The organism is Thermomonas sp., from assembly GCF_035369645.1.
In the GTDB taxonomy this organism is placed as follows: domain Bacteria; phylum Pseudomonadota; class Gammaproteobacteria; order Xanthomonadales; family Xanthomonadaceae; genus Thermomonas.
The window spans coordinates 1-2,891 of record NZ_DAOOUM010000087.1; the positions used below are offsets into that span (position 1 = coordinate 1).

Consider the following 2,891-nt stretch of genomic DNA (forward strand, 5'->3'; position numbering starts at 1 on the left):
TTGTATTTGTACGACACCGCGTAAGCCAAAAACGCATCGGTGGCGGCCAAACTATTGGTGGAGATGCGCACGCGTGGCGGCGAGGATTGCCGGTGCAGGCTGCGGAACAAGTGCTGCGCTGGTTTGGACAACACCAGATACGGCGTTTGTAGCAAGACATCGTGCTGGGCGTTGGCAATCAGTTGCATTAGATTGCGGCTGGCCACACTGGCCGGAAGCGTGGATGCGGCGGCGGTATCCGTTGCGGGGGCGTTGCGATGCTTGATTGGCAAATCCGCGATAAAGCTGACGTGCTGAACGTCGAGCGCTGGGGTAACAAAGCGCGCCTGCAATATGTCGGCGGCGTCCACATTGGCAAGCAGCGCACGCACACGCTCTGGGTTGCGAAACGGATGGTGCGGCGGCGGCGGCGGGCCGTGCAGGTCCAGGTAACGGGCGACATCGCCCAAGTGTGCTGCTGGCACGCTGCGTTGCGATTGCCAAAACGCATCAAAATTGGCGCGCATATCCTGCACCACCGGGCCGGCCAGCAACAGGTCGCGGTCACGAAAGTTGTAGTCTTCGCCCCAATCGTAATAGTCGTTTTGGTAATTGCGCCCACCGGTGATGCCCACGTGGTCATCCACCACCAGCAATTTGTTGTGCATCCGCTGGTTGAGTTGCCGCCAGCAGCACGCCGCCGCCACCGCGTACATGGGCAGCGACAAGCGCGCGCGATCCAACACCGGGTTGTATACCCGCAGTTCCAGATTGGTGTGCAGCGCAGACAGCGCGGCAAAGGTTTCCACCTTGCGCAGCGCTGCCAGTTGATCAACCAAAATGCGCACCTTCACCCCACGGAACGCGGCCGCCTGCAATTCATCCAGCACCAGTTGCGCGGCGTCGTCTTCATCGAAGATATAGGTTTGCAGCTCGATGCTGTGCTGCGCGCTGCGGATCAGGTGTACCCGCAGCAAGAGTGCGTCCGGTGCGTCATCCAGCAGCAAGGCGCGATGGCGCGGTGCTTCGGCGGTGGATGCAGCCAATGTCTGTTGCGCCATTTGCATGACCGGCGAGGCCAGCGCGCAAGCATCACTGCGAGTGCAGTCCACTTGCGTGCTGCGTGCGGTTTCGGCGATGTGTTCCGCGTGGCGGCGTTGCTGTGGCGAAACGCTGGCGCAACTGGCAAGCAGCAGCGCCAGTAGCCCGGTCAGGCAGCGACCGAGGAGGTGTTCCGGCATCGCTTCACGGCCACCAGAAATGCGACAGTTGCGCCACGCCGGGTTCAATCGCAGCCTCGGCAGGGAGTGTCAATACGGCAATGCCGCAGGGCGGCATGCCACGGTAATCACCGGTCTGGCCGCTGTGCAGCAGCGCCGCCAATTGTTCCAGCCCGGGGTTGTGGCCCACGATCAACAAACGGTCGGCATCGCGATGGGTGTCGGCCAGTGCAGCCAAGGTGCCGGGATGGGCTTCGTAGATGCTGGCGTCCTCGCGCACGTCCTCGCAGCCCAGCGTGCCCAGCGCAGCCAAGGTCTGGCTGGCGCGCACCGCAGGCGAGCACAACACCCGGCTAGGTGACAGGCCGTGTTCGCGCAACCACTGCCCGGCTGCGGCGGCCTCGGCTAGGCCGACAGCAGACAACGGGCGCTGGGCATCGGCCTGCCCGGGCGCGGGAGGTTCGGCGTGGGCGTGGCGAAGCAGGATCAAGTCGCGCATGAGACGTTCCTGTGACTGGGGATTGCAGCGTACATGGCTGCGCGAATTTGCGCAGCTTGCGATGTGGGAAAAACGGGATGGATGGAATTAAACCTAAGCCCTTGTAGTGCCCACGGCTCACCTCGCTGCGGGTCTGGTTTCTGCGGTGGCAATCAACGGGTGTTGCTGGGGGCTTGTGGGTGCGCATTGGGGATGGCATCGCGTAGTGGCCCGGGATGTTGGCGCACCAAGGCCCACGGCAGTACCGACCAATCATCATTGGCCTCGCAGGCGCGTGCGGCGCGTGGGAATGAGGGGCCGAAGTACACGCCTTTGGCGGTCAAATACCAATTGGGATAGGCCCACAAGCTGGGATCGTCGTAGCTGCAATCGTCGTCTTGTGTGGGTGCCATTTGCTTGGGGTAGATGCGGCCAAATTGCGCCACCAACCAGGGTGCCAAGGTGGTTTCGTGATAGGCCGATAGCGCATCCATGGCGGCAGAATCTGGGGTTTGCGTGGCATCTTCGGCCAAAGAAATGACATGGGGTGCTTTGCCCTTGCCCAACCACAGCAAATCTTCCAGCGCGATGGGCTGGCCTGTATGCGCATCCAGATTGATGCCGGCAGTGCCAAAATCCGGATGCGCGCCACCGCAGTAATAGTCGGTATGCACCGTCACGCTGATCAGGTGCGGTGTGAATAATTCCGGGGTGACGGTTTGTTCGAAGTCGGCAAGGTCTGCGCTGTGCGCTGACCCCATGCATTCAAAGTAAGCGTCGGTTTCCTGCCACAGACGATTCCGCAGAATGGCATTGATGCGCTGACGTTCGGCCTCGGGGTAGCCATCCGTGATCTCGAACATCGCCAGCTTGGCTGCAGGTTGCTGCCACCACTGCAAGTGGTACCCCATGACGGTTTGCTTGCGGCCTGCTTGCAACTTCAAATCGGCCAGCCGCAGGTAGCCATAGGGGTCATCGCGATAGAGCTTGTGCAGGTACGGTACGGCATCGCTTGCCGGTGGCGTTGGTGTTGCCGGATGCAATGACAGCGGCAACGTCTTGCCATCCGTGCCGCGCCAGATGCCCTGCCAGCTGCCATTGGCTTGACGATCCAAGGTGATGACGGGGCGTGGCGCGCTTTCATCCACACCTTCAACCAGCTCCAGATGGGTCTTGCCCAGCTTGCCTGCAAACAGCGGGATATCCAGATGATG

3 protein-coding genes are annotated in these 2,891 nt (G+C 61.7%); all 3 read right to left on the bottom strand.

Annotated elements, in window-relative coordinates:
• A partial coding sequence (locus PK789_RS11540; protein WP_324308963.1) for a phospholipase D family protein occupies window positions 1-1,220 on the bottom strand: 1,220 nt, incomplete at its 3' end.
• Between the two features lie 4 nt (window positions 1,221-1,224).
• On the bottom strand, window positions 1,225-1,698 hold the full coding sequence (locus tag PK789_RS11545) for a SixA phosphatase family protein (protein WP_324308964.1): 474 nt from the start codon (window positions 1,696-1,698) through the stop codon (window positions 1,225-1,227).
• A 152-nt stretch (window positions 1,699-1,850) separates the two neighbouring features.
• Window positions 1,851-2,891: hypothetical protein (locus PK789_RS11550; protein ID WP_324308966.1), on the bottom strand; the 1,041-nt coding region annotated here is incomplete at its 5' end.

Excerpts from the sequence above, each read along its gene's own strand:
- PK789_RS11545 (WP_324308964.1), bottom strand. The coding sequence starts at position 1,698 with ATGCGCGACTTGATCCTGCTTCGCCACGCCCACGCCGAACCTCCCGCG.